Here is a 20,968-nt window from a genome sequence, read left to right on the forward strand (position 1 = left end):
AACAATATCAAAACTCAGTTCGCTTTTCCGGCAATGGCTTTTTATCACCGGGTTCCTTTATGACACCATCCATTGCATGTACTGTTGAATTCTGGGCGTTCAGGGACTCATGGCAGGGTTCAACATCAGAAGTTTTACTTTCAAACTTTGAAAATGGAGGATGGCAGTTTTCGGTTAATCAGACAGCTGTATTTTTAAAAGTTTTTCTTGATAATGTAGAGCAGACCATATCATTTCCTGTTTCCGGTATGTCTGCTGGCTGGCATCATTTTGCCATGACCTTTGACGGAAATTATCTGCGCTTTTATGTTGACGGATATCAACGCGGTTATGTTTTTGATTTTAAATCTGGGATTTCAAATCCATCCCCCGGAACGTGGTTGACCATTGGAGCTGAAGCAGGGGTTAACAGCGCAGAAGGTCAGTGCTTTACAGGTGTTTTGGATGAAGTGCGAATATGGAGTAGGTCTTTGAGTTCATCTGAGCTTCGCGATTGGCTGCATCGCGAGATTACGAAAGAAGTTAATCCGTTGTATATCCAGAACCTGATTTTGTATTATACATTCAATCTTCCTGAAATTTACAGAGATGAATGCAGCATTATTGATTCGGTATCAGGTCAGGATCTTATATATCATCAAAACGAAGCTTCGGAATCAGGTACAGCACCCCTTCTTTTGCCGGATACTGAACAACAAAATCCACGTGCCTTGTGGAGTGCCTTTACACAAGGCACATATTCAGAGCCATCGGGTGGGCTTAATCTTGGCATAAGTGATTACAATGAAATTGATCTTTCTGAATTTGATTTGTTTGGGCACAATGGTAAAACCGGAATCATCAGTACAGGCACAAGTGACGGTGTAGATCTCCAGGCGCAAAGGGTATGGAAGATTGTTACAAATCATGATGATGAACAGCCATCTCTCCGGTTTCAGATTTTTGAAGCCGGTGCCGGCGCTCTTTACTATGATTGTATTCCGGTTAACAACTATAAACTGCTGTATAAAGCTGAAGCTACGGATACTTTTAGAATAATTGAGGTAGCTGATAACATGGAAGGAAACCTGGTATTTTTTAAAAATACGGATGTTAAAAGCGGATACTACAGCATTGGCAGGGATAATGACGTACCAACGGTCAGTTCCGTAGAGGAGGTCTTAAATATTACAACAACTACAGCACAATTCGGGGGCATTGTTGGCTGTGATGGGGGCGCTGAGGTGACAGCTTTTGGAGCATGCTGGAATAGAACCGGAAATGCTACCATAAGCGATAATTATACCATCGATGGAACAGGAACAGGGGAGTTCATTTCAAACCTTGACTCTCTGGAGCCGGGAATTGTTTATTACGTGAGATCGTATGCCACTAATTCTGAAGGAACAGCTTATGGTGATGAATTGGTTTTTCAGACTGATAAGATGTACCAGAGCATCATTTTTCCTGAAATACCCGTAAAAACCTATGGCGCTCCGGATTTTGATCCGTGTGCTTTTGCATCTTCAGGTTTGCCTGTGACCTATACTTCATCAAACAGCAATGTAGCTGACATTATTAGTGGAAAGCTGCATGTGAAAGGTGTCGGTTCTTCGACCATATGGGCATATCAACCCGGTAATGTAAATTACAGTCCGTCGTCATATAAAAAGATGACCCTTACAGTTGAAAAAGCACATCTCTGCGTAGAAGCACAGAATAAAGTCATACTCTACGGTGATTCAATACCCGAACTGACTTATGAAATCAGCGGTTTTGTATTGAATGAAGATACCGGGGTGCTGAATCTTCAACCCGTGATTACTACTGATGCTGAAAGATATTCAAATGCAGGATACTATACCATAAATGTAAGCGGAGGAGATGATGACCATTACACATTTGAATATATAAACGGTTCATTGAATATTGAAAAGGCACTCCTTACAGTTCATGTTTTGGATCAGCATATAACCTATGGTGACACTTTGCCGGAGCCGGATTATGATATATCCGGATTTGTAAATGGAGAAGATTCTACAGTCCTGTCTGAAATGCCTGAACTACGATGTGAAACAGCGGATTTGATTCCAGATGCCGGAACGTATGAAATTGATGCCTATGGCGGAATAGCCAATAATTATAACATAGAGCGCAGGAATGGTGTTTTAAGTGTTGAAAAATCAATCCTGATTGTTGAGGCGGAAAATCGAAGCATTACCTATGGAGATAGCATTCCTGAACTGAATTTTACAATAGCAGGCTATTTGGAGAAAGACAGTTTGTATGTTCCTGAAGTTTCCCCAAAAGCCAAAACGGAAGCTGTGCGATTCAGCAATGCAGGATTGTATCCAATATATGTTAGCGGTGGCGAATCAAAGAATTACCGGTTTGAATATTCCGGTGGAACATTGAAAATAGAAAAAGCAGAACTAATGATTTGTGCTCTGGATACAGTGTGCGCTTTTGGTGAGGCTATGCCAGAATTTTCTTACTATGTGGTTGGACAAATTGCGGCAGATCCAAATCCTGTTTTAATTCAACAACCTCTGTTGACAACTGATGCCATTCAATTTAGTCAGGTGGGAGAATATTATATATTTGTCTCAGAAGGAGAGGCGTTAAACTATAATCTGCAATATCGGAAAGGACAACTTACCATTATGAAGGCAATACCTGAAGTTTTAGAATTACCGGAAACATCTCCGTTAACTGAAGGTGAAGCTTTACTGCATGCAGAACTATGCGGTGGCGTTTCTTCTATTAAGGGAGGATATGAATTTATTGATCCTTCCTATATACCTGATAGTGCCGGTGAATTTGTGGATGTAATATTTATTCCTGATGATACTGTAAACTATGCGTTACTGAATCTGAAAGTGGGGATCATGATCTCGGAAACAACATCCGTAATTTTACCCAAAAATATGGTGCCGTCTATTTACCCCAATCCTGTAAAATCAACGTTTTATTTAAGCGGTATATCTTATGGTGAAAAGCTAAAAATTATGGATTTGAGTGGAACGCTGCGTCAGGAATTTTACTGGTCAGGAAACGCTATTAGTGTTAGTGGGTTTGAGCCGGGCGTGTACTTGGTATTGGCTGGAAATCAAATGATAAAATTTGTCAGGCAATAAGATTCATTTTACCGGCGTTATTAAATATGTCCTTAGTTAAATAGGGTATTTAGCCTGTGACATGACAAAAACACAGATAGGTTAAGATGGAAATTAAGGACAAAACAGAAAATATTTTCCTGCGAATAGTACGTGAAAACCAATATTCAGCTGTTTAAATATTTAGAGTTTAAATTATGTAAATTTGTTAAAAAAGCCTACTTTTATATTCAGAGTATTTACATTTTGTAATTATTCTTTTACTTGTAAATGATGTGTTATGAATTCTAAAGCCAAAACTATTAGATTTTTAGTTGTTTTACTTTTTTTTATATTCATAGGGCTGATATTCAGATTTGCCATCAGACCGTTTTTGTCTACCTGGGGATCTTCTGACGACATAACAGAAATGGCTTTACCTGGAGATTCAATCGTAAGTTCACCCTCTTATATAGCTACCCGTACAATAACAATTGACGCTAAGCCAAGGGAAATATATCCCTGGCTGGTACAGATGGGCAAAAAGAAAGCCGGTATGTACGGTTGGGACTGGTTTAATAACGGATTTAAGCAAAGTTCATACAATATTATTCCGGCTTACCAGAAACTGGAGAAAGGCGACACTATTCGGGTTCGAACCGGGTTAAGAATGGAAATTGCAGATTTTGAAAAGGATACATTTATTGTATGGAAAGGAATAAGCAGTTCTTCTGATGCATCAGTTACCTGGATGCTTTTACCTTCGGGCAAACGGGAGACAAAACTGGTGTGCAGAATGCGGATGAAATATAATTATGCAAATCCGCTTACCATCATTAACTGGGGATATGAAATTGTAGATATGCCGTTAAACCGGGCATCTTTAAAAGGAATTCTTAACCGGTCAGAAGCTTTGGGGCAAATCAATATGTCAACCGAAATTGCGCGGGCGGTCTTATTGCTTTTTCCATTGTTGGCAATGTTTATATTTCTTGCCAGAGTTTTTAGAAAAGAAAAATACTGGGAACCTCTTTATATGGTTGGAATAATGCTGGTTTTCTTTTTATTCCTGCTGTATGTTTCATTACCTTTATGGGTTCTGGTCATTGTTGCATTTATAGTGTTACTGACTCTTATAGGAACAGCAGCTGAGAGCGCTGCTCTTAAACAGCAACAGACCACAGAAAATCAGACAACGTAAAAGACAAAATAAAACAGGATAAAAGTGTGATTATAATAATCACACTTTTTTTTGCTCATTATTTCAGATACATTTGTAATTCTGTGGATATAAATGATATGCTTGAAAAAACCGTTACATTAAAAACCTTGCTTCTGATTAATCCTGTTGCGGGCATAAGCCGGAAGAAAAAAGTTCTTCATCAACTCAGGACAGCATGTAATAATACGGACTATATAATTACGAAATATCCCGGGCATATCAGGGAAATATTTGACGAAAAAAGAAATGAATATGATCTTTTTGTAGCAGTTGGAGGAGATGGTACCTTTAATGAACTCGTCAGTTCAGCTATTCACAGTGACAAACTTGTGGCTGTTTTACCATATGGTTCAGGAAACGGATTTGCTCGTGAGTTCGGTTTTGGTAAAAGTCTTAAAAAATTGCTGAGAACCATTGAAAAAGGCGAATACCTTGAAGTGGATTCGCTTGATGTGAACGGAAGAATATCGGTCAATGTGACCGGTACCGGCTTTGATTCCAAAATTGCTCATGTGTTTCATCGCATGAAAAAGAGAGGGTTCTGGAGCTATTTTTATTCTACTTTAAAAACTATTCTTTTTATTAAATCCATAGATGCAGAGATCATCACTAACAGAAAGAATTGCTCAGGAAGTTATTTACTGATATCTGCCGCAAACAATAAACAATATGGTAATAATGCAATAATCTCTCCCAAAGCCAGTCTGTTTGATGGTAAGTTTGAGTTGCTGTTATTTCGTCCTTTTCCTAAGATTTTATTTCCTTATTTTGCGATCCAGGTTTTCCTGGGATCTTTAAGGCAATCAAAATATGTTGAATACCTTCAGGGGCTTGAATATGCGGAAATCAAAACTGAATTTAATCAGTTTCATATCGATGGAGAGGCAGTAGAAATAGAAAGCCCCGTCCATATTGCGATTAAACCCAGATCGTTAAAAGTATTGAAAACAGACAAGTTCAGATGAATCAGAATTTGTGACTGATCAAATTATTCAAATCTTCTACAAAATCGTATTCCGCATGTTCACCCTCTGTAGATAGTACCAGTTGATTATTTACAAAGTAATTCAGGTGTAAGGTAGAATCTGCACTTTCAAACACGTACCTGTTTTCTGTTGCCGACGGTATTTTAATTTTTCCTTTGTTTCTGGGTATTAAGGTTATTTCAATACGGTGTTCGTCTTTTGTCAGTTCAAGTAAAAGAACTTTGCCCTGATGGTCGAATTTTGTAAACCTGGTTTTCGTATAAAACGAAATGTTCAGCAGCTTTCCCTTGTGATAGAAATAACCAATATTCCCAAGAATTTTAGTGAATCCGAGATTAATTGTTGATGCTGTAACGACAAAATAGGTATCGGGAATGGTAAATGTGTTGCATCCGATATAAAGCCAGCTTTCAGGGTAATATTTACCCCATGTTTTTTCGATAAAACCGGTTCCGTTATCAAAGTTAAAAGTTTGATTATTCATGGTAATGGAACCGTTTATTTTATGCTGCATGGATATAACAGCGTAATAAATATGCTGAAAAGGCAAATAACTGAAGTAGCCCATCAGGTTTCGCCTTAATCCTTTAGAAGGATATCTCATCAGTTCTCCGAAATCAATTCTGCCGGATCCTGTAAACCCTTTTTGATCCACACTAATGTCAATGCCTTTCTCAGAGAAATTATTCCCGCCAAAGCTGAAATCCATATCGTATTTAGATGCAGTGAGTTCTTTCAGATCATAATAAGCAACACATGTTTCTCCGGAAATACCGTTCATAAACTGAACATAGCAACGCTGATTTGAGCCGAGTTCCATAACCGGAATGATAACCATAACCGAGTTTCTATCCTCTGAAACCAGCTTAAATAACCAGTTTTCAAAATATCTGCGATGATTTTTGCAGAATTGAAAAATTTCAGGGTGATATACCTTGGGTAATATTCTTTTGGCTAATTTCATTAAATAGACAATGCTAAAATTCAGGTCCGGCTAATTTAAATATATTTTAAATATAAATTACTACAATTCTATAGCATTTTTATTTTTTTTCAAGAGCATCTACTTCTTTATTTCTGATTCTGAAATTAGGGAGAAAATCCGGAAGATCGCTGGCAATATATGCAATGATTTTTTCCCGCAGATATACCCTGAGGTCCCATGCTGAAGGTGAATCAGAAGCGCTGACAAGAATTCTGAGTTCCATGGTTTTTTCTGTAGCGTCTGTTACCTGGATAACATTGACATTTCCATCCCATTTGTCTGTTTCTTTAAGAAGTTCTGATATTTTATTCCTCAGCTTATCAACGGGAAATCCATAATCCACATATACAAATACAGTTCCAAGAATGTCAGCTTCTGTCCGGGTCCAGTTCTGAAACGGTTTTTCAATGAAATAATTGATGGGGACTATTAAACGCCTTTTATCCCAAATCCTGACAACCACATAGGTCATCGTTATTTCTTCAATCCAGCCCCATTCACCTTCTACTATCACAACATCGTCCAATCTTATGGGTTGTGTTATGGCGATCTGAAAACCTGCCAGTACCAGTGAAATGGATCGTTGTGCCGCGAAACCGACAATAATACCTGCAACACCGGCAGATGCAAGAAGGCTGTAGCCGAACTCCCGGATTTTTTCAATGCTCATAAGGGCAATTGAAACGGCAATTATAACGACAATAAAAATCAGCAGGTTTTCAAAATACCTGAATTGTGTATGTATTTTTCTTGCTTTCAGGTTATCTTTTGTAGATATGTCATACTTGGATAGCACAACAAATTTTATTCCCTTAACGCTGCTTATTACAAGCCAGCTTACAGATATAAGGGTCAAAAAGAACATTATCCTTGATTGATTAAAGGGAAGATCGATATCGTTCCAAAGGGGTTTTGTAAAATATATTCCAATTACAAAACCTAAAAATAATACAGGATCTTTTATGAGCCTGACAATATGTTCCCAATAATCATTTTTGGCTTTTTTTGCTATAACGGATAACCGATTTCTAACCAATAAAGAGACAATTAAACCTATTGCTGCACCGCCAATTGCTATATATAATATGTCTAAATCTGATATTTTCATAAAATCTGCTTTAAATGTAATGGGATTTACCGGCTGATTTTAAGATTAGTTATGAGTTCAATAGTTTTATCCTCTGATATTTGTTTGGTCTCCGATGTTGTTCGTCTCACCCAGCCACTATCTGCATCTGTTTCAAACGTATTATCTGATGATCCCATTAGGTTACAGGATACTTCGGTGTCAGATATTTTTAGTTGAGTTTTCTGATTTTCAATGTAATCAGCACTTTTAATCTTTAAAGTTTCTCCTGTTTCTGTTAGGATATAGTTGGTGGATATCGTCTGTTTTTTTGTGCCAAATTTTTTCGATTTTGTTTGCCAGCTTTCATCAATCCGGACCTTGATTTCAGGATATTCAGGAAACAGATAGTGGGTTATCTCTGAAAAACCCTGCCTGGAAAAAGTGCTTAACAGCGCACCTTTCATGGAATGGCTGATATCCATAGTCCCTATGAATTCTTCCAAACCTTTAATAATTTTTACAGCTCCTTTGGGAGAAATTTCGATTATAATATCCTGATTTATCATTCTTCTGAGCATTGCGGCATCAGCGGTATTGTCTGAGGAGTTGATTCTTGATACAGACTGTTCCCGGGAAAAGAACTCACACACTAAATCAGGAACACTGATATGCAGCAGGTAATCACCATTCTTTGTTTTGTCATAAACTTTTACGTTCAGATCAAATGTAAGGACGATCTTGTTTTTTTCACCAATACCCTGAAAAACATAGGTATTGTCATTTTTAATTTCCAGGTGATATAATACCTCTGTTCCCGGTTTAAATTTGTATTCCAGGTTATACTTCTTAGCAGACAGGGGGCCAGTCAGAAAAAGAAGAATAAACAGTATTATCGGTTTTACCAGGTTATTCATATAAAAAGAAACTGTCTTATATATACAAAGTTCGTTTTATTCCTGATACTTAACAAACGTTTGTAAAAATAAGACAGTTTCCTGTGTATTAAGGCTTGATTAATTCAAGAATTTTGGCTTCAAGTTCATCGCATAGTTCAGGATTATCAGCCAGAACCTGTTTAACTGCTTCACGTCCCTGTCCGAGTTTGGTTTCACCATAACTGAACCATGAACCGCTTTTCTTTATGATCTCTTTTTCAACGGCCAGATCCAGTACTTCACCGTTTTTGGAAATGCCACCACCATACATCATATCAAACTCTGCTTTCCGGAATGGAGGAGCGACTTTATTTTTAACTACTTTAACTCTGATGTGGTTACCTGAAACTTCCTCGCCATCTTTTATTTGTCCTATACGGCGAATATCCAGACGGACCGAAGCGTAAAATTTAAGGGCATTACCGCCGGTTGTTGTTTCCGGGTTCCCAAACATTACACCGATTTTCTCACGCAGCTGGTTGATGAAAACACACACCGTATTCGTTTTATTTATGCTGGCAGTTAGCTTTCTCAATGCCTGAGACATCAACCTGGCCTGAAGTCCCATTTTACTGTCACCCATATCGCCTTCAATTTCGGCTTTGGGCGTCAGTGCTGCAACGGAATCAATTACGATAATGTCGATTGCTGATGAACGAATCAACTGGTCTGCAATTTCGAGGGCCTGTTCACCATTGTCAGGTTGTGAAATCAACAGGTTCTCAATATCCACACCAAGCTTTTCTGCGTAAAACCGGTCAAATGCATGTTCTGCATCAATAAAAGCAGCTATTCCTCCTTTCTTTTGGGCTTCTGCAATGGCATGGATGGCCAGGGTTGTTTTACCTGAAGATTCAGGACCATAAATTTCCACAATTCTTCCTTTAGGGTATCCTCCAACACCCAGTGCAATGTCCAGGCTTAGGGAACCTGATGAAATGCTGGGCACATCCATAATGGCCTGTTCACCCATTTTCATAATCGTACCTTTTCCAAAATCTTTTTCAATTTTGGACATGGTAAGCTGCAATGCTTTTAGTTTTTCCTTATTTGGTTCTGTCATAAAATTATGAGTTTTAATATGCTGATTATCAATTCAGGGCCTGAATGAGCCGAATGGGTGCAAGTTACTATTTTTTTGGTTTTTAAGGAAAGAAATTAAAGGTGTGTAAAGGGTATTTATTAAAGAATTATCAACAAAAAAGGGGATTATGAAATCCCCAGTTCTGCATATATCTGTTCTGTATGTTCTTTCGTTTTTACTTTATCAAAGATTTTAACAATAGTCCCATTTTCATCAATTACATAGGTTTTCCTGAGAACTCCCATGTAGCTTTTGCCATACATTTTTTTCTCTCCCCATGCATTGTATGCCTGTAAAATCTCTTTATCGGTATCGGATATCAGCTGAAACTTAAGATCATACTTTGCAATAAAGTTAAGATGCGATTTTGTGCTGTCCGGACTTACACCGACAACTTCGAAACCTTTACCTGTTAAATCCGCAAGGTTATCGTTAAGATTACAGGCTTCAGCAGTACAACCGGATGTATTGTCCTTAGGGTAAAAATAGAGTATCAGCTTTTTCCCTTTATAATCTGCCAATGTTATTTCATTTCCATCCTGATTAATACCTTTGAATTCAGGAGCTTTCATTCCTTCTTTAAGTTCTGCCATCGTATTGTATTTTTTAGTTTATGTAAATTAAAAACATGATGAGATGAAAAAAGTTTAAAACATTTTGTGATAACCATGACAATAAGGAAGTGTCCCCTTGTGTTCATAGTAGTCCTGATGGTAACCTTCTGCTTCCCAGAATGTTGAGGCTGGTGTTAATTCAGTGGCCACGTTATGTCCTTTGTCTTTCAGCATTTTTATCAGCTTCTCTGCTACTTCTTTTTGTGTTTCATTGGTATAAAATATTTCGGATCGGTATTGTATGCCGATATCCGGTCCCTGACGGTTAACCTGTGTCGGATCATGGGTTTCAAAGAATAGCCTGCACAGTGTTTCAAAATTCGTTTTCTCCGGGTCAAATAAAACCTTAACTGCTTCAGCATGACCGGTGTTGCCGGTACATACCTGCTTATACGTCGGGTTTTCAACATGTCCACCTGTATATCCAACGGTGGTTGCGATTACACCATCAGCTTTCTGAAGGTAATATTCAACTCCCCAAAAACATCCGGCTGCAAAAATTGCGGTTTCCTGTTTCATATTATTTTTTATTATCTGGTATGAATTTTAACGATATTGAATTGACACAATGTCTGGTGTTCTTATCTGTAAATCCCTCACCTGTAAAAACATGACCTAAATGAGCTCCACAGTTGGCACATAAAATTTCAGTTCTTCTGCCATCACGGTCTGTCTGTCTTTTAACAGCTCCCTCAATTTCGTCATCAAAGCTGGGCCATCCGCAACCTGAGTCAAACTTTGCCGCTGACCGGTACAGAGGTGCATCACAACGTTTACAAACATAAGTGCCGGTTTCATAAAAGTCATAAAATTTTCCTGTAAAGGGTCTCTCTGTTCCTTTATGAAGAATAACGTATTCCTCATCCCTCGTAAGGTCGTTAAATGTATTTTCGTTTTTTATCATTTCACCGTATTAAAAAAGTTTACATAGTTACGAAAAAATCTTCAGGCTTCCATCTCACTTTTTCTTTCATTTGATGTTCATCTTCATCTGAACGAACTCCAAGAGCGCAGACCACAGCTGCGGTCAGATTCAGCTCCCCTAATCCAAGAATTTCATCATACTGGTCCGCTTTGAATCCTTCCATTGGACAGGCGTCAATGCCCAGAACTGCAGCTGAAGTTAAAACATTTCCCAATGCGATATAAGCCTGATTCGCTGTCCAGCAATCTAGTGTTCCCTGTCGTTTATTTTTGTCCAGTTTTCTGATAATATTGCGTCGTAATCTTTCAAAAGATTTCTCCGGTTCATTTCTGATTTCTGCATTCAACTGAATAAATTTCTCCACCTCGTTCTCACCAAGGTTGGTTTTTGTTGCAAATACCAGAATATGTGAAGCTTCTGTAACTTTTTCCTGATCGTATGAAGCCGCTTTTAACCTGGTCATGAGTTCCAAATCTTTGACTACGATCAGTTTATAAGGCTGGAAACCATAGGATGAGGCAGAAAGCCTTACCGCCTCAAGTAGCGTTCTGATCCTGGTTTCATCCGGGTTTTCGCCCGACATTTTCTTTACAGCATAACGCCAGTTCAGTTTTTCTATCAGATCCATAACAATGATTTATGTTTTTAAACCATGTTAAACAGCATTTTGTTGCCTGTCTTAACCCAATTTAAGAATGTGAAAACGGGTGTTGAACCCCAAAGATCATATTTGTGGTCTTTTAAATGATTTGAGTTTAAGACCGAATAAAGGCCTGAGCAAATTTACACGCCGGATGAGCAATTCATATGTCAACATGCAACCTGAAAATGTTAAAGCAATGATTAGCAGCAGTTTTATCCAGGTTGGAAAATGTAATGGCAGAATTAGTGAAGAGGCCATAAACAGAAAGAGCATATGAAGAATGTATACAGGATATGCAGCATCACTGAGATATCTGAGGATTTTGCCGGGGTGGTTCAGGTGCTTATATGCAAAACCAAAAACTGAAAAAATCCATAGATTGGATTCTATGCTCATCAGATATGAAGGAGATCTTAAATCATAATAATACCATCGAAGCAAATAAAACAAAAAAGCCAGGCCTAACAGTATCCATCGTATTTTCCTTGTTGTTTCCCAGAAAGCATTTCCTGTTTCAACCAAAATAAAGCCGAAGAAAAAGGCAAGAAACCCCAGAAAATATCCATGTAAGGTTTGTGCATATAATTCAAACAATTCAGGTTGGGCCAGGACAGCTTCCAATGCAAATGGGATCATAATAAGCCCCGGACCAAACGGGTTACCCAATATGCGTTTAACTCTGTTCATAAATCTTCCTTCACTCTTTTTTTTAATAAAGTAGAACAGAGGAGCAAGCAGAATGATATAGATAAAGATATTCAGTAAGAACCATAAATGGGACTGGCTAATGTTGTATGAAAGTTCCTGATTATAATACTGTTGCCAAACAAAAACATGCAGTGGTGTTATGAATACGATACCTGCCAAAAATGGGATTAAAATTCTGATTGTGCGTTCTTTCAGTAAAGCTTTCATATTTCGTTTCCTGATTGCAAAAGCCACACCCATTCCCGAAACAAAAAACAGTAACGGGATTCGCCAGATGTTTAACAGGGTCATCGGTGTCCAGACCGAGGTTAAAGATTCGGAACTTTGCATAAATCCAATCAGTACACCCCATGGCTGAAATACAATTGCGATGTGGTATATCAGTAACAAACCAATGGCTATCACACGCAACCAGTCAATATCGTATCTTCTCTCTGTCATAATTTATTCTGTTTACCGTAACATATCAGCTATTAATGGTCTGGTTTTTTGCAGGTAATTATAATCCAGCTTCAAGCCAAGAGGGCCTAGTTCTTTACCGATATAATCGTAGACTAGTTTAACATCTTCAAATGGTGCAGCAACAACTTCGAGTGCAGTTGAACCGGTATTGTTTTTTATCGTTTTATCTGCACCGTGATCCAAAAGGAGCTGCACAATTTCTGTCCTGCAGAAAAAAGCTGAAACATGTAATGGAGTTGATCCTTCATTGTTTTTCTGGTTCAAATCTGCACCGCCCTGAATAAGCAGTTTTGCAATTTCTTTTTTTCCGAATGTTGCTGCAATGGTTAGTGGTGTTGAACCGTACTGATCCTTTTCATTCAGATCAGATCCTGCGGCTATGTGCTGACGGGTGGCTCCAATATCTCCCATAAATGCAGCTGCATGTATGGTCGTAACCGGTGCAGATGGTCTGGAAGCTGTAGCATCTTTCTTAGTGGGGCTGTAATGGCACGATGCTAATAACAGGGATGCTGCAAGGAGCATCACGACATAGAAAATGTTTGTTGTTTTCATGATAGATTGTTTTAAAAATTCAGTTCAAAGATCCTGAAATCCCTGATGCAGGTATTAATACACATAAACCGAATAATATAAAATAGCGTGCAGAAATATAAATTATGACGCAAGCCTGTAAATAATGTTGCAACAACAAGTGATTCACCATAATCCGTACGCCTGAATCTTAATTTAAATTTGTATTTTGCAACATACTTCAGGCATAGAAATTATAACCCGCCAATGCAGGATTTTACAAACAACGAGTTCCTGAATGATTTAAGGAATATTATATCTGATAATATCCGTAACGAACAGTTCGGGGTAAGTGAGCTTGCTGAAAAGGTTGGCATGAGCAGGTCAAACCTGTTACGAAAAGTCACAAGGCAGGCAGGAATATCTGTCAGTCAGTTTATCAGGGAGGTAAGGCTTGAACATGCCATGGAACTACTTAGGAATTCTGATTCAAACGTGTCTGAAGTTGCCTGGCAGGTTGGTTTTAACAGTACGTCCTATTTTATTAAATGTTTCAGGGAAGCTTATGGTTATCCGCCGGGTGAAACTGCAAAACATATTCCGGTTCGTACTCCGGAAAAAAAAGCAGAACAGCATAACAAGAGAAACAGATATCTGTTGATAGCGCTTCCTGTTTTTCTTTTTACAATCCTTTTGCTGTCTGTTTTTGGGTTGTGGAACCCGGAGGGAAGTGAGCAGCATTCCGATAAATCCATTGCGGTTTTACCCTTTAAAAATGACAGCAACGATTCCACCAATCTCTATATCATTAATGGTTTAATGGAATCTATCCTTAATAATTTGCAGAAGATAGAAGATCTGCGAGTAATTAGCCGGACCTCTGTTGAAAAGTACAGAAACAGCGGTAAAACCATCCCTGAGATAGCAAAAGAACTGAATGTGAAATATTTTGTGGAAGGTAGCGGACAAAAGATTGGAAACCGGATCCTTCTCAATGTACAGTTAATTAATGCCACCCATGATACTCATCTCTGGGCCGAGCAATATGAGAAAAACACGTCTGACATTTTTAAATTGCAACAGGATGTTTCAAAGAATATTGCACAGACCATAAAAGCTATTATTACACCTGAAGAGGAAGAGCGCATTAATAAAGTTCCGACTTCAAACCTTGTTGCATATGACTATTTCCTTAAAGGTCTCGATTATTTTCATCAGGGGAACAGGAATGGATTGATTAAAGCGGTAGAACAGTTCAAAATTGCATTACAGCATGATCCTGAATTTGCAAGAGCTTATGCAGATATTGCCATCTCGTATTATTATATGGATCTTTTACAGGCCGAAAAGCAATTTACCGATTCCGTTAATTTTTATTCGGATAACGCTCTGCTTTATGATCCGGAACTTGCTCAAAGTCTGGTCGCTAAAGCGCTTTGTTATATTTCTTCGGGAGCATTTGTAAAAGCGGAGCCTTATCTTGAAAAAGCACTGGCGTACAATCCAAACTCTGCGTTTGTTATCAATTTTATGTCTGACTTTTACACAACATATATTCCCAATGCAGCCAAATATCTTGAGTATGCGTTAAAGGGAGTGCAACTTGATATTGCATCCAACGATTCAGCTACAGCAAGTTTTATTTATCTGCATTTAAGTAATGCTCTGATTCAGAATGGATTTATAAAGGAAGCTTTGTATTATATCAATACTTCACTACGTTATAATCCTGATAATCTATACTCACAGTATGTAAGAGCTTATATTCTGTTTGCAGAAAATAAAAACCTGGATCAAACGCTGAATTTATTGCTGGAAGTCTATCAGAAGGACACAACACGGATGGATGTGCTCCAGGAGGTAGGAAAGATATATTATTACAAAAAGGATTACGAAACTGCATTACAATATTACCAGTTGTTACTGGATGTTAGATCAATGTATAAAATGGATCTCTTCTGGTACGAAGATCCAAAAATTGCGAAGGTACTGGAGGAAACCGGGAATAAAGCTGAAGCTGATTCGCTGTTTGAAGCATATCATGCCCGTGTGCAGTCAGATCATTCCATATACCGCAATCTTATGGAAGCGTTGTATTATGCTTATCAGAATGATAATGAAAATGTATTCAAATATCTCAGATTATTTTCAGGTCAGGAGAATTACCACTACTGGATAGTGGAGTTTACAGAAATGGATCCACTCTTTGAGAAATTTGCGAGAAAGTCCGAATTTGAGCAGGTGATGGGTGAAATAAAAACCAAGTTCAGAAAAAAACATAAGGAACTGAAGAAAACTTTAATGGATAAAGGATTGATATAATTTTGCGGTCAATTCCCTTTCTTAATGGTAAATCTGAAAATTGTGCCTTTATTCTTTTTGCTCTCAAGCCAAATTCTACCACCAAGAAATTCCACATACGATTTTGAAATTGTCAGACCCAGACCGGTGCCTCCGTATTGTGAACTGGTCGTTGTATCTTCCTGCTGAAACCGTTCAAAAATTTTATCCATAGCTTCTTTTTTTATGCCTACACCACTGTCTTTAACGTAGAATTCAACAAGTTCATCTTTTATGGTGTATCCAAAACTAATTTCACCCTTACTCGTAAATTTCAGTGCATTGTTTAAGAGGTTGGTCAGGATTTGCCGAAGCTTCAGTTCGTCAGATTTTATGACAATATCTTTATTAATATTTTCATGTAAAAGTTTTAACAGAACACCGGAACCGATCAGTTTTGCCTGGTAGACTTCAAGAAGGTCTTCCATCATTTTATTAAGGTTAATGAAGGAATAATTTAGTGTTACCTGGTTGGTTTCAATAAAAGAAATAGAAAGAACATCATTAATTAAATCCAGAAGCTGAAGTGAACTGCTGTAAATAATATCGGTATATTCCCTTACAGTTTCCACAGGAGTATTCTTATCATTAATCAGTTCCGCAAAGCCACAGATGGCATTAATTGGTGTTCTGATTTCATGAGACATGTTTTGCAGGAAGGCTGTTTTAAGCTTATCGTTCTCTTCAGCTTTTTCCTTGGCTTTTATCAGCTCATCTTCGGTCCATAAACGTTGAACCAAAATTGCTGCCTGATTAATAATAGGTTCAAGAAGAGGTTTGTAAGGTGTGAGATCGCGATTCGAAAAAATAATCAGTCCGCCATAATGTATGTTTTTGGAAACAAAGCCCATTGTGTATACATCTTTGACTTTAAGCGTTTTTTCAATGATTTTGCAAATGGGCTTCGGTATCCTTCTGGCACCTAAAGCATATATACCTCCTTCCAGTTTTTCCAGATGACCACTTCTGAAAAGTTTAAGTTCTTCCGGTGTAATTGCTGAGATAGGAGTGATTATATTTAACGGATCAAAACCAATTGCCTTTATAAATTTATCAAATGACATCTCCATTCCTGCATAGGCTTCAATTTTGAATGTCTGACTTTCTTCATAGAGAATTGATGTAAATACGATACCAAATCCCAGTATTTCTCTTATCTTCTCAGGTATGATCCGGTAAATCTCATAACGATCCGTTGTTTGTAAAAGTTTTATTTGTAATTCTGATATTATTTCAGTTGTTCTGGCATTTACAATATAGTCTTCTCCCATATCATTGCAATTCTGATTACAAAAAACGTATGTATATACTTAACAGGTTCTTTATTGAATCTGGACATCAAATACAAGCCCATAACCAATGCTTATAACACTGATAAATGTAAGGTCCAATGTAATGATATTATTTAACAATACTGGCGATTGTCAGCGTAAACCAAAGTGTTAAGTTCATTTTAAAATGAATCTAAAATAGGCCTGTTGGTTTATCTGTTAGGAAATGAATAGTCAAAGTTTGGAGTCAAATGATTAACAATCAGATAACCAGCAGAATACCCGGTATTAGCCCAGGGACTAATACCGGGTATTGATGAGTATTATATTTCTATACATATAGTTTGTGCTTAGAGAAACAGTGAGAAGATATACGCCATCTTCCAGATAAAATTGCAACGTTTTTTGAATTTTTCCTGTCTGAACCAATTTACCGGAAGCTGTGTACACTGCATAATCTGCATTTTCAACGTCCGCCGCGTATTCCAATATAACCTTACCATTGGTCGGATTCGGAAATACAGTGATGGACTGTTGTTGTACCTGCCTGGTTGCCAGATGCAATCCACAATCCGGATATGCAGGATTGGAGTAAATCAACATATCATTCCGCGAGCAGCAGGTAAATTCAGTTGTACAGTTACCTGCAGTAGCTAATGGCATCCAGTAAGAAAGCGGGGCATAAGGATCACCAATTCCCTCTATCCAGATTCTGTTTTCAGAACCATTCATTCCGGTATATCCACTAAGGTAAAGAGTTTTCCGTACGGCGTCATCTGCATATTGTATATAGGTAACAGAATCAACATAAAGATAGGCATGGGTGATGGGAGCAACAATTACTGAGTCGCCCTGATTCAGTGTGAAATCGTAAATCAGGATTTTACCGTTTTCATCGTTGTAGTATACTCTGCCATTCTCCTCCTGGTAATAAATTTCATTGTTATCCGGCTCAGGACTGAACCGCATCGCATAGGGATTAACGGTCAGGTTTGATGCATCAATTATCGTGTTAAACAGCTGATAGATCGTATCCGGATAATTGGTACAGGTTGATACAAAAGTCCATTTTTTATTCATCTCCAAAAGGAAATTATATGGTGGTCGTTCACCACAATCCGGAAATTCCGGGTTTTGGTACAGAACATTATCCTGAAGTTTACAGCAGGCAAGCCTGGTATATGCACCATCGATAAAAAGACTTTTTTTACTTTCAAGTAATCCGCGTACATCTCCAATGCCTTCAATCCATTTGGTTGTAGGTGGAGGCAGTATTGATGTTGCTGATTCAGAAGGATATGGATTGGACAGGTCACTCAGAATCCAGAACCTTCTGCCGGTTATCTCATCTATCCCCTTTTCGTTAACCTCAAAAGGTATGCTATCGTAGCCAAGGTAGACTATTTCACCCTGTTTTGCGGTGAAATCGTACAACAGGCATTCATTACAACCATCAAAAGCCAGATCGGTGGAATCCAGAAGATAAACTTTACCGTTTTCTTCCCTGATATAATGCGGTATGGTATCATTAAAACCGGAATCCGATACAGATACCAGTGTCGTTGTAACTTTGACGTAGCTTATCCCGTTCCAGCAAAAGAAATGTCCTTCACCGGTTTTGATTGTATATTTTAGGGTGTTAAAATATGTGTGCTCAAGTCCCGGAATGAGTTTCATCACATTCCACGACTTTCCAATCTGAACCAGTGGTTTATAATCTTCGTCAAGAATTCGATAGTTTTTCCCGTTTAGATTTACTGTTTCTGTACCAATCACTTTCTGTCCGGCATTTATTCTGATTTCAAACCGGCACATGCAATCACATTGCGCTTCGGCAGTATCAGTTAACTCCATGAAAATGGTATCGTTAGGTTCAGCATTAATTTTAAGCGAAAAATTCGCACAACATTGTTCCGACCAATACAGGTCGAGTATAACTGAATCATTATGGGTATAAGCAATACCCTGGTTAGTATAATCAAAGGATGTTTCAATACATCCAGCTGTAAAGTCCGAATGTTCGGTAAGCTGAACCTGAGCGCATATAAGCGTCAGTTGAAAAAACAGAGCAGCGAGAAGAGAGTATACGTATTTCATGTTAAGAATTTTGGGGTTCTTTAAATTTTCACTTTGATAAAATATCAGCTTGAGAGGTCCATAATCAATAAAAGTATGAAGTTTAAACGTCAGTCGTTTATAATGATTCTATATTCATGAATTTGGTTGCAGGTATTATGTTAAAATTTTTTAATTTCTGATAGAATAACTATTTTAGTTCAGTTTTAATTGTCTGTTGAATGAAATATATATTACTCACTGTTTGTTTGTTGCTATCAATAGAATTGACTGCTTCAGAATCGAACGCCGTATTATTGAATTATTCCACAAAAGTGGAAGTGAAAGGGAGCAGGAAAAAAGTTACAAATCATATTAAAATAATGATTATGAACCGCTCCGGTGATGACTACAGCGTAATCGGCATACCCTATTCAGAAACCAACAGAGCTTCAATTAATTATGCATATCTGAAAGATAGCAATGGAAATGTTCTGAAAAAGTTTTCAAACAAGGATTTTTATGTGCAAAGCGATATTTCTGATTTTTCTTTTTTTGAGGATGACTATCTCAAATTGTGTCCGATAAAGCATAATAATTATCCATATATTATTGAATATGAGTATGAAACGGATAGTAAATCATATGTCTATCTGGAGTGGTGGTCGCCGGTAATGGACGATGAGGTTGCCACATTATCGGCCAGTCTGGATGTATATATCCCGGCGGATTTTCCCGTACATTATAAGGCTCAGCATGTTTCTGACTCACTATTTGAATCGGATGGAAAACAGAAACACTTAAGATGGGAAGCCAGTTATCTGCCGGTCAGTTATGAATACTTTACACCGCATCAGTTCAGTATTTTTCCGAGTGTTCGCATTGTGCCGGATGCCTTTCATTTTGTTGAAGATGGAAAAAGTACCAGTTGGGAAGCCTATGGAGAATGGCAGAGCAGTCTGCTTGATGGATTGAATAAACTCACTTATGAAGAACAGATGAAGATTAAGCGTTTGACAGATAAGTGCAGTAGTGATGAAGAAAAAATAAGAGTTTTATATGCTGATATGCAGAAGACAAAACGTTATGTGAACATCTCTCTGGCTACTGGCGGACTTTTACCAAACAGTGCCTCTTATGTTTGTGAAAACGGTTACGGCGATTGTAAAGCCCTGACCAACTATTTTAAAAGTGCATTGGAATTTGCCGGTATCAAATCCTTTTATACCAAGGTATATGCAGGAAGTAAAGTAAGGCCGGTAGACCTTAACTTTGTAGCCCAGCAGTTTAACCATATTATACTTTTTATTCCAATGCAGCACGATACCGTGTGGCTTGACTGTACCAGTAAGGGGCCCTACAATTATCTTGGTTCATTTACCCAAAACCGCTGGGCATTTGTTGTGGATGGTGAAAACAGCCGTTTTGTTAAAACACCTGCCTTAAAACCTGAAGATGTTCTTGAATCCAGAACCGGTACTGTTGATATATCTTCTACAACTGTTAAAGCAGATTTTACATCTAAATTAAAAGGAAGAATGTTTGAGATGTTTGATAATATGACAACGAATCTTACAGACAAGGATGTTGAAGAGTTGATTTTTGACAACCTTGCAGATGAGGGCTTTATGTTGGAGGACTATAAGCTTGAAAGTCCGGATAAAGAAAAAAAGGAAGTTGTTGTGAAGTATAAGAGTACTTCTAATAAGGCTGTCATTAAGAGCAATAATGAGTTATTGGTCAGACAGTTTAAAATATATGTTCCCGAAATGGAAACTCCGGATAAAAGAAAATATGACCTGCAGATTGATTATCCATACTATAAAATTGATTCAGTTTATTATACTATTCCAAATGGATACAGGCTAGGAATGGAGAATAAGGATTTTCAAATTAAGTCGCCTTTCGGAGAGTTCCTTTATCGTTTTATACCCTCAGGTGACCAGGTACTTGTTATCCGGAATTACAGGTTAAATGCAGGGAATTACCCTGTAGAAAACTATCCTGAATTTTATGCCTTTATGGATTCGATCCAACAGTTTGAAAAGAAGAATTTTTTGGTATTCACACTTAAATAATTAT

The 20,968-nt window shown here is 37.8% G+C and carries 17 protein-coding genes; 5 read left to right on the forward strand and 12 right to left on the reverse strand.

What is annotated here, in order from left to right:
- Positions 1–59: 59 nt before the first annotated feature.
- From ACE1EF_RS00955 to ACE1EF_RS00965, 3 genes are all read left to right on the forward strand, one after another.
- Positions 60–3,116, forward strand: coding sequence for an MBG domain-containing protein (locus ACE1EF_RS00955; protein ID WP_375718725.1), 3,057 nt, complete (start codon positions 60–62; stop codon positions 3,114–3,116).
- 259 nt (positions 3,117–3,375) lie between these two features.
- Positions 3,376–4,275, forward strand: coding sequence for a hypothetical protein (locus ACE1EF_RS00960; protein ID WP_375718726.1), 900 nt, complete (start codon positions 3,376–3,378; stop codon positions 4,273–4,275).
- A 98-nt stretch (positions 4,276–4,373) separates the two neighbouring features.
- Complete coding sequence (locus tag ACE1EF_RS00965) at positions 4,374–5,261, forward strand: diacylglycerol/lipid kinase family protein (protein ID WP_375718727.1); 888 nt, start codon at positions 4,374–4,376, stop codon at positions 5,259–5,261.
- Position 5,262: 1 nt separating this feature from the next.
- Here the strand turns inward: ACE1EF_RS00965 and ACE1EF_RS00970 are convergent, their stop codons facing one another.
- The 10 genes from ACE1EF_RS00970 to ACE1EF_RS01015 all read right to left on the reverse strand — a co-directional run bounded on the left by ACE1EF_RS00970 (position 5,263) and on the right by ACE1EF_RS01015 (position 13,262).
- The gene (locus ACE1EF_RS00970) at positions 5,263–6,246 is read right to left on the reverse strand and encodes a tocopherol cyclase family protein (protein ID WP_375718728.1); all 984 of its coding nucleotides are present in this window, start codon (positions 6,244–6,246) and stop codon (positions 5,263–5,265) included.
- Between the two features lie 79 nt (positions 6,247–6,325).
- Positions 6,326–7,375 carry a mechanosensitive ion channel family protein gene (locus ACE1EF_RS00975; protein WP_375718729.1) on the reverse strand — a complete coding sequence of 350 codons (1,050 nt, stop codon included), beginning with the start codon at positions 7,373–7,375 and terminating at the stop codon, positions 6,326–6,328.
- A gap of 26 nt (positions 7,376–7,401) precedes the next feature.
- Positions 7,402–8,250, reverse strand: coding sequence for a DUF6263 family protein (locus ACE1EF_RS00980; protein ID WP_375718730.1), 849 nt, complete (start codon positions 8,248–8,250; stop codon positions 7,402–7,404).
- An 88-nt stretch (positions 8,251–8,338) separates the two neighbouring features.
- Positions 8,339–9,334 (reverse strand): recombinase RecA, encoded by a 996-nt coding sequence (gene recA / locus ACE1EF_RS00985; RefSeq protein WP_375718731.1) that lies wholly within the window; start codon positions 9,332–9,334, stop codon positions 8,339–8,341.
- A 146-nt stretch (positions 9,335–9,480) separates the two neighbouring features.
- Positions 9,481–9,948, reverse strand: coding sequence for a thioredoxin-dependent thiol peroxidase (bcp, locus tag ACE1EF_RS00990; RefSeq protein WP_375718732.1), 468 nt, complete (start codon positions 9,946–9,948; stop codon positions 9,481–9,483).
- A 54-nt stretch (positions 9,949–10,002) separates the two neighbouring features.
- Positions 10,003–10,488 carry a peptide-methionine (S)-S-oxide reductase MsrA gene (gene msrA / locus ACE1EF_RS00995; protein ID WP_375718733.1) on the reverse strand — a complete coding sequence of 162 codons (486 nt, stop codon included), beginning with the start codon at positions 10,486–10,488 and terminating at the stop codon, positions 10,003–10,005.
- Position 10,489: 1 nt separating this feature from the next.
- Positions 10,490–10,873, reverse strand: coding sequence for a methionine-R-sulfoxide reductase (locus ACE1EF_RS01000; protein ID WP_375718734.1), 384 nt, complete (start codon positions 10,871–10,873; stop codon positions 10,490–10,492).
- A 19-nt stretch (positions 10,874–10,892) separates the two neighbouring features.
- Positions 10,893–11,522 carry an NAD(P)H-dependent oxidoreductase gene (locus ACE1EF_RS01005; RefSeq protein WP_375718735.1) on the reverse strand — a complete coding sequence of 210 codons (630 nt, stop codon included), beginning with the start codon at positions 11,520–11,522 and terminating at the stop codon, positions 10,893–10,895.
- Between the two features lie 96 nt (positions 11,523–11,618).
- Positions 11,619–12,686: an acyltransferase family protein gene (locus tag ACE1EF_RS01010; RefSeq protein WP_375718736.1), complete on the reverse strand. Its 1,068-nt coding sequence runs from the start codon at positions 12,684–12,686 to the stop codon at positions 11,619–11,621.
- Between the two features lie 12 nt (positions 12,687–12,698).
- Positions 12,699–13,262, reverse strand: a complete 564-nt coding sequence (locus ACE1EF_RS01015) for an ankyrin repeat domain-containing protein (protein ID WP_375718737.1) — start codon at positions 13,260–13,262, stop codon at positions 12,699–12,701.
- A gap of 225 nt (positions 13,263–13,487) precedes the next feature.
- On the opposite strand from ACE1EF_RS01015, the gene ACE1EF_RS01020 reads away from it, so the two are divergent.
- Positions 13,488–15,542: a helix-turn-helix domain-containing protein gene (locus tag ACE1EF_RS01020; RefSeq protein ID WP_375718738.1), complete on the forward strand. Its 2,055-nt coding sequence runs from the start codon at positions 13,488–13,490 to the stop codon at positions 15,540–15,542.
- 8 nt (positions 15,543–15,550) lie between these two features.
- On the opposite strand, the gene ACE1EF_RS01025 is transcribed toward ACE1EF_RS01020, so the two are convergent.
- Entirely contained in the window at positions 15,551–16,831 is a 1,281-nt protein-coding gene (locus ACE1EF_RS01025) for a sensor histidine kinase (RefSeq protein WP_375718739.1), read from the reverse strand.
- Positions 16,832–17,131: 300 nt separating this feature from the next.
- Positions 17,132–18,928: a T9SS type A sorting domain-containing protein gene (locus ACE1EF_RS01030; protein ID WP_375718740.1), complete on the reverse strand. Its 1,797-nt coding sequence runs from the start codon at positions 18,926–18,928 to the stop codon at positions 17,132–17,134.
- A 200-nt stretch (positions 18,929–19,128) separates the two neighbouring features.
- Between ACE1EF_RS01030 and ACE1EF_RS01035 the strand changes: the two genes are divergently transcribed.
- On the forward strand, positions 19,129–20,964 hold the full coding sequence (locus ACE1EF_RS01035; protein WP_375718741.1) for a DUF3857 domain-containing protein: 1,836 nt from the start codon (positions 19,129–19,131) through the stop codon (positions 20,962–20,964).
- The last annotated feature ends 4 nt before the right edge of the window (positions 20,965–20,968 follow it).

Origin of the sequence: Quyinboa sediminis (assembly GCF_042219855.1) — a bacterium.
Classification (GTDB): Bacteria; Bacteroidota; Bacteroidia; order Bacteroidales; family UBA5342; genus JBHJHP01.

What these genes read in the sequence shown, in the direction of transcription:
- ACE1EF_RS00955 (WP_375718725.1), top strand. Translation starts at nt 60, where the DNA reads ATGACACCATCCATTGCATGTACTGTTGAATTCTGGGCGTTCAGGGAC.
- ACE1EF_RS00960 (WP_375718726.1), top strand. Translation starts at nt 3,376, where the DNA reads ATGAATTCTAAAGCCAAAACTATTAGATTTTTAGTTGTTTTACTTTTT.
- ACE1EF_RS00965 (WP_375718727.1), top strand. Translation starts at nt 4,374, where the DNA reads ATGCTTGAAAAAACCGTTACATTAAAAACCTTGCTTCTGATTAATCCT.
- ACE1EF_RS00970 (WP_375718728.1), bottom strand. Translation starts at nt 6,246, where the DNA reads ATGAAATTAGCCAAAAGAATATTACCCAAGGTATATCACCCTGAAATT.
- ACE1EF_RS00975 (WP_375718729.1), bottom strand. Translation starts at nt 7,375, where the DNA reads ATGAAAATATCAGATTTAGACATATTATATATAGCAATTGGCGGTGCA.
- ACE1EF_RS00980 (WP_375718730.1), bottom strand. Translation starts at nt 8,250, where the DNA reads ATGAATAACCTGGTAAAACCGATAATACTGTTTATTCTTCTTTTTCTG.
- recA (WP_375718731.1), bottom strand. Translation starts at nt 9,334, where the DNA reads ATGACAGAACCAAATAAGGAAAAACTAAAAGCATTGCAGCTTACCATG.
- bcp (WP_375718732.1), bottom strand. Translation starts at nt 9,948, where the DNA reads ATGGCAGAACTTAAAGAAGGAATGAAAGCTCCTGAATTCAAAGGTATT.
- msrA (WP_375718733.1), bottom strand. Translation starts at nt 10,488, where the DNA reads ATGAAACAGGAAACCGCAATTTTTGCAGCCGGATGTTTTTGGGGAGTT.
- ACE1EF_RS01000 (WP_375718734.1), bottom strand. Translation starts at nt 10,873, where the DNA reads ATGATAAAAAACGAAAATACATTTAACGACCTTACGAGGGATGAGGAA.
- ACE1EF_RS01005 (WP_375718735.1), bottom strand. Translation starts at nt 11,522, where the DNA reads ATGGATCTGATAGAAAAACTGAACTGGCGTTATGCTGTAAAGAAAATG.
- ACE1EF_RS01010 (WP_375718736.1), bottom strand. Translation starts at nt 12,686, where the DNA reads ATGACAGAGAGAAGATACGATATTGACTGGTTGCGTGTGATAGCCATT.
- ACE1EF_RS01015 (WP_375718737.1), bottom strand. Translation starts at nt 13,262, where the DNA reads ATGAAAACAACAAACATTTTCTATGTCGTGATGCTCCTTGCAGCATCC.
- ACE1EF_RS01020 (WP_375718738.1), top strand. Translation starts at nt 13,488, where the DNA reads ATGCAGGATTTTACAAACAACGAGTTCCTGAATGATTTAAGGAATATT.
- ACE1EF_RS01025 (WP_375718739.1), bottom strand. Translation starts at nt 16,831, where the DNA reads ATGGGAGAAGACTATATTGTAAATGCCAGAACAACTGAAATAATATCA.
- ACE1EF_RS01030 (WP_375718740.1), bottom strand. Translation starts at nt 18,928, where the DNA reads ATGAAATACGTATACTCTCTTCTCGCTGCTCTGTTTTTTCAACTGACG.
- ACE1EF_RS01035 (WP_375718741.1), top strand. Translation starts at nt 19,129, where the DNA reads ATGAAATATATATTACTCACTGTTTGTTTGTTGCTATCAATAGAATTG.